This is a genomic window from Bacillus sp. ISL-46 (assembly GCF_018613205.1).
In genome coordinates, this window is the sequence record NZ_JAGGQR010000011.1 from 280,527 (window position 1) to 286,587 (window position 6,061).

The following is a 6,061-nucleotide window of genomic DNA, read 5'->3' on the forward strand; positions in this document are numbered from 1 at the left end:
AATCCTACCCTTCATCAATTATTTCATCACGATCAGCTAAGCGGTGCGCTACCGTTTCAGGTTGTACAGCTGATAGAATAACATGATCACTATCCATAACAATCACCGCTCGTGTCCGCCTACCGTATGTGGCATCAATTAATGCTCCCCGGTCCCGGGCATCTTGAATAATTCTTTTTATTGGAGCAGATTCAGGGCTGACAATTGAAATAATTCGATTGGCAGAAACGATATTTCCAAATCCAATATTAATTAATTTTATCGACATGGTACTCATCCAATCATTAATAATATATTTTGACCGTCTCAAACAGTTTCTAAACAAGGATCACTCGATATTTTGAACCTGTTCTTTTAGCTTCTCAAGTAGACTTTTAATATCTACAACCTTTTTAGCAATGTTTGAATCGTTTGCTTTTGAACCAATGGTATTTGCTTCTCTGTTCATTTCCTGGACGATAAAATCCAATTTTCTTCCAATCGGTTCCATACTCTCAAGGGTTTGCAAGAATTGTTGAAAATGGCTTTTTAATCGTGTGACTTCTTCATTTATATCTGCTTTATCAGCAAAAACGGCTACTTCCGTCAAGATCCTCGTTTCGTCCAATTGCCCATTAACAAAGTCTTCCATTCTTTTTGTTAAACGCTCTTTAAAGGATTGAACAACGAGTGGAGCAAATTTCTGGAGTTCAAAAACATGTGATTCTAATTGAGATAAAATGGCGAGCAAATCCTTTTTTAATTCTTCACCTTCTGCCATCCGCATTTGTGTTAAAAACTTGGCAGCTTCTTCTGTTGCAGCCAGAACTAGATTATCAAGCTCTTCATTGCCAGCTTCACTTTCTTCAATATGTAAAAGTTCACTTCTACTTAGCAAATTCTGAAGTGTTAACGTTCCTTCAACATTATATTTTTCACGAGCCTGTTTGATAAATTGATAATACTCATCTAGCAGTTTCCAATCCACGTGGACTTTGCGGGTTACGACGCCTTCACCCTCTAAGCTAACATAAACTTCTACCCTTCCACGGCGGATATACTGATTAAGTTTCTTTTTCATTCTATCTTCTATTTTTAAAAGCTGCCTTGGCATGCGGATATTCATTTCACAGAAACGGTGGTTCACTGTTTTTACTTCCACATTGACAGAGAAGCAATCTGATTCTGTTTTAGCTCTTCCAAAGCCTGTCATACTTATAACCATTTTGTGCACATCCAATCTTCTGAAAAATTGATCGGCTAGCTATATTTTTCAAAAAAGACAAAAGGTAATAGAGTGGAATCTATTACCTTTTGGATTATAACACACTTTATTTTGTTTTTCTTAACAAAAATGACCCGGCTAGTAAAAAAGTTGGTATCGATGATAATCCAACAATCAACAGCCAATCCTTAGCTGCTACCGGCAGTGTGTGAAAAATAGGCTGTAATGGCGGGTAATAAATAACGACAAACATCAATGCAAGTGAAGATAAAACGGCCCAAACAAGGTACTGATTTCCGAAAGGATTTCTCGAGAGCACTGATTTCTCACTGCGGCAATCAAACACATGAATCAGCTGAGCCATGACAAGTGTTGCAAAGGCAACAGTTTGTGCATATTGCAACTTGGCAGGATCGTTATTGTAAACAATCATAAAGGATAGTAATGTTACCAGCCCTATTAGGAAGCCACGTGACACAACCTTCCAGCCCAGACCTCGCGAGAAAACACCTTCATTTGGACTGCGGGGTTTACGTTTCATTACATTTTCTTCAGGTCGATCGAGTCCCAGTGCCATAGCCGGCAACCCATCAGTAACCAAATTCACCCAGAGGATTTGGATAGGAATAAGCGGCAGAGGCAGCGCTAAAATCATCGCAAACAACATGACCAATATTTCACCAACATTAGAAGCCAACAAGTATCGAACAAATTTACGAATATTTTCATAGATATTTCTGCCTTCCACTATCGCAGCCTTAATCGTGGCAAAGTTATCGTCCAACAATATAAGAGAGGAGGCTTCTTTGGCGACATCGGTCCCGGTAATCCCCATAGCGACTCCAATATCAGCGGCTTTAATAGCTGGTGCATCGTTCACACCATCACCCGTCATTGCGACAATATGTCCGCGATTTTGTAATGCTTTGACAATTTTCAGTTTATGCTCTGGTGAAACCCTAGCAAAAACTGAAACATCATTGACTATTTCTTCAAGCTCTTCGACTGACATTTCGGATAATGCATTCCCATCAATGACCTTGCTTTTATTCGTTATAATTCCAAGTTGGGAGGCAATCGCTTTTGCAGTGATGACATGGTCACCGGTAATCATGACAGTTTTAATACCTGCTTCTTTACATTCCTTTACAGCCTTTTTCACTTCAGGTCTCGGCGGGTCAATCATTCCCTGAATACCAATAAGCGTTAAATTTTTCTCAGCTTCTCGTTCACTTAAAATAATCGTATTAGCCTGTATTGGTTTAAAGGCAATCGCGATCGTTCGAAGCGCCTGTGATGCGAGTCCATTTATTGCCTCCTGAACCTTCCCTTGTGTCTCTTTATTTAAAAATTGTGTTCTCTCGTCCCAAAGAACGGATTCACTAATATCTAAAATGACGTCCGGTGCCCCTTTTGTGACTATAAAATGCCGTCCCTGCTTGTCTTTAACGTGAACACTCATCATTTTTCTGGTTGAGTCAAATGGGAATTCATTTATGATCGTAAACTCATCTAATAATTTGGGACGATCAAAACCTGCTTTCATTGCACTTACCAACAGTGCCCCTTCGGTTGGGTCTCCGTCAAGAATATAATCATCATCCTTAATGACTAAATCTGAATGATTACATAACATCCCAAAAATCAGCATTTGCTGCAATGCCTTTTCATCTTTAGGATTAATATTGCGTTCATTTCTATAGAAATTTCCTCGCGGCTGATACCCTACCCCATCAACTGTCCAAGTTTGACCCCCACTCCATAAATGGGTAACCGTCATTTTGTTTTGTGTCATTGTTCCCGTTTTATCTGAACAGATGACCGAAGCACAGCCAAGTGTTTCTACTGCGGGCAATTTCCGGACAATGGCATTTTTCTTAATCATTTTTTGCACACCGAGAGATAATGCCACTGTCACGATAGCCGGCAGCCCTTCAGGTATGGCCGCAACTGCAAGAGAAACGCCTGCTAAAAACATCTCATATATGTCGTGTCCTCGCAAAACTCCAACCACTACAACCAGAACAGTTAACAGTAAGGCTACTATAATTAGTATTTTTCCCAGTTGCTCTAAGCGGCGTTGCAATGGAGTATCTTGCGCCTCTGCATTTTGAAGCAAATCTGCAATTTGTCCCATTGCTGTTTTCATACCTGTTGCAATGACGACTCCTATCCCGCTTCCCCTCGTAATCATCGTACCCATAAATGCGATATTCTCCATATCTCCTATGCCAGGGTTAGGGTTAGTTAGGATTTCTATATGCTTGGAAACAGGGACGGATTCTCCTGTAAGCGCTGATTCTTCAATTTCTAAACTTTTAGACTCAATCACACGGACGTCGGCACCGATGCGGTCCCCACTAACAAACTTCAAAATATCCCCTACCACAATTTCTTTCGAAGGAATTTTGATCCACTGACCATCCCGGAGCACAGAGACTTGTGGTGCAGATAATGCCTTTAATGCCTGTAGTGATTTCTCTGCCCGCCTTTCTTGAAAAAACCCAAGAAAGCCATTGATAATTACGATGGCAATAATAGCAATGGCATCAATATATTCGCCAAGCAATCCGGAGATTAAGGTAGCTGCGAGAAGAACTAAGACCATAAAATCCTTAAATTGACTAAAAAATAAGAGTAAAGCTGATTGCTTTTCTCCTTCGTCCAACTCATTTAGTCCGTGCAAATTAATTCTCTTTTTTACTTCTTCCTGTGATAATCCAGAAGAAAAGTCGGTTTCTAGAGACTTTTCTACTTGTTCTATCTGCATTTCATGGAATTTCATCCGACCATCTCACTTCCCCCTTTAAATACCTATAAATACCTGCTCTAAAGAAAGCTTATTCAGGGTCGTCCAAAAAAATGCTATGATATAGTGAAAGATAAATTAGAGAATAAATGGAACCCTATTGATTGGAGCGGAAATCAACGGGCACGTTTAACAGAGTAAAAATAAGACAGTATATTTTTAGTAAGCTATAATTAATTCATATGAATGTAGTAAAGGATGTTTTCCATGTCATTTGATGGTTTATTTACAAAAGCAATGGTCGATGAACTTGTTCGTTCCTTGAAGGGCGGACGGATCAATAAGGTTCATCAACCCTATAAAAATGAAGTAATTCTCACGATTCGTGCGAATGGTGTTAATCAAAAGCTGCTTTTATCAGCACACCCAAGCTACGCGCGGGTCCAATTCACGAAAGAAGCATACGATAATCCTAGTGAAGCCCCGATGTTCTGTATGCTGCTTAGGAAACATATTGAGGGGTATATTTTAGAGGATATATATCAAGTAGAAACAGACCGGATGGTAGTACTAGAAATAAAGGGCAGAAATGAGATTGGTGATATTAGCTATAAACAATTAATTATTGAAATTATGGGCAGGCATAGCAATATCGTACTGGTAGATAAAACACGAAATGTCATTCTTGATAGTATCAAACATGTTTCCTTTGCCGTAAATAGCCACAGGGCCATTTTGCCAGGACAACCTTATGTATTTCCGCCAGAACAGCATAAGCAAAATCCGTTTCATTCGAGCGAAGATGATCTATTAAGAAAAATTGATTACAATGCAGGAAAACTCGACCGCCAATTAGTTGAGCAATTTGCAGGGATCTCTCCCCTTTTTGCCAAGGAAGTTATATTCCAAAGTGGTCTTGCCAATCGTTCTACAATACCGGGAACGTTTATTCGTATGATTAAAAAGGTGGAAACCGGTGAGATTTCTCCCTCGATTATATCGTCGGGCGGTAAGGACGCTTTTTACTTATTTCCCCTTGAGCATCTAAAAGGAGAAATAAAGACCTTCTCCACGCTAAGTGAAATGCTTGACCGTTTTTATTTTGGCAAAGCGGAAAGAGACCGGGTAAAGCAGCAGGGAAATGATATTGAACGATTTATTCAAAATGAAAAAGAAAAGAATGAAAAGAAAATTAACAAACTGAAGGCTACTCTGAAAGAAGCAGAAAAGGCTGATCAATATCAACGCTCTGGCGAGTTGTTAACTGCCAATTTATATGCTGCTAAGAAAGGGATGCGTGATATTGAAGTTCTCGATTATTATGATGAATCTGGTGGAACGATTTTAATTCCGCTTGACCCCAGAAAGACACCATCTGAAAATGCCCAAAAGTATTTTTCAAAATACCTAAAGGCAAAAAATGCAGTTGAAATTGTCGTTGATCAGATTGAAAAGGCACAAGTCGAAGTAGCTTATTTTGATAATTTACTACAGCAGGTACAAGCTGCCTCACCAAAGGATATTCAAGAGATTCGTGAAGAATTAATTGAGGGTGGCTATATCCGCGAACGGCAGAAAAAGAAATTGAAAAAGGCTCAGAATGTTAAACCAATTTTAGATCACTTCTTATCTACAGATGGGACGGATATCATCGTTGGAAAAAATAATAAACAAAATGACTATTTAACAAATAAGCTGGCAGCAAGGGATGAGATTTGGCTCCATACAAAAGATATTCCCGGCTCACACGTGGTGATTCGCAGCAAGGATCCATCTGATGAGACGATTCGTGAGGCTGCCGTTTTAGCCTCTTATTATAGTAAAGCGAGGAATTCAAGCTCTGTTCCTGTCGACTTTACGAAGGTCCGGTTTGTTAAAAAACCTAGCGGTGCAAAGCCTGGATTTGTGATTTACGACAATCAACAGACGGTTTATGTAACGCCGGATGAAGAATTGGTGCTGAAATTGAAGAAATAGAAGAAAAAGAGGGCACCCGGTAGAACTGTACTGCACCCCAAAAGTTAGAGTAATATCTAACTTTTGGGGTGTATTTTTATGGCTAAATACAGCGAACAATTTAAATTAAAGATAGTAAGAGAGTATCAAGA

Annotated in this window: 4 protein-coding genes; 1 reads left to right on the top strand and 3 read right to left on the bottom strand. The window is 39.4% G+C overall.

Annotated features, from left to right (window positions below):
* Positions 1-4 precede the first annotated feature (4 nt).
* The 3 genes from remA to J7E67_RS06375 all read right to left on the bottom strand — a co-directional run bounded on the left by remA (position 5) and on the right by J7E67_RS06375 (position 3,989).
* Positions 5-268 carry an extracellular matrix/biofilm regulator RemA gene (gene remA / locus J7E67_RS06365; RefSeq protein ID WP_026566410.1) on the bottom strand — a complete coding sequence of 88 codons (264 nt, stop codon included), beginning with the start codon at positions 266-268 and terminating at the stop codon, positions 5-7.
* Positions 269-328: 60 nt separating this feature from the next.
* Entirely contained in the window at positions 329-1,204 is an 876-nt protein-coding gene (locus J7E67_RS06370) for a YicC/YloC family endoribonuclease (RefSeq protein ID WP_214731247.1), read from the bottom strand.
* Positions 1,205-1,310: 106 nt separating this feature from the next.
* Entirely contained in the window at positions 1,311-3,989 is a 2,679-nt protein-coding gene (locus J7E67_RS06375; protein ID WP_214731248.1) for a calcium-translocating P-type ATPase, SERCA-type, read from the bottom strand.
* 231 nt (positions 3,990-4,220) lie between these two features.
* Here J7E67_RS06375 and J7E67_RS06380 point away from each other — a divergent pair, with 231 nt between their 5' ends.
* On the top strand, positions 4,221-5,930 hold the full coding sequence (locus J7E67_RS06380) for an Rqc2 family fibronectin-binding protein (RefSeq protein WP_214731249.1): 1,710 nt from the start codon (positions 4,221-4,223) through the stop codon (positions 5,928-5,930).
* The last annotated feature ends 131 nt before the right edge of the window (positions 5,931-6,061 follow it).

Bases quoted from the DNA above. Each gene is read 5' to 3' on its own strand.
- J7E67_RS06375 (WP_214731248.1), bottom strand. From the start codon at position 3,989: ATGAAATTCCATGAAATGCAGATAGAACAAGTAGAAAAGTCTCTAGAA.
- J7E67_RS06370 (WP_214731247.1), bottom strand. From the start codon at position 1,204: ATGGTTATAAGTATGACAGGCTTTGGAAGAGCTAAAACAGAATCAGAT.
- remA (WP_026566410.1), bottom strand. From the start codon at position 268: ATGTCGATAAAATTAATTAATATTGGATTTGGAAATATCGTTTCTGCC.
- J7E67_RS06380 (WP_214731249.1), top strand. From the start codon at position 4,221: ATGTCATTTGATGGTTTATTTACAAAAGCAATGGTCGATGAACTTGTT.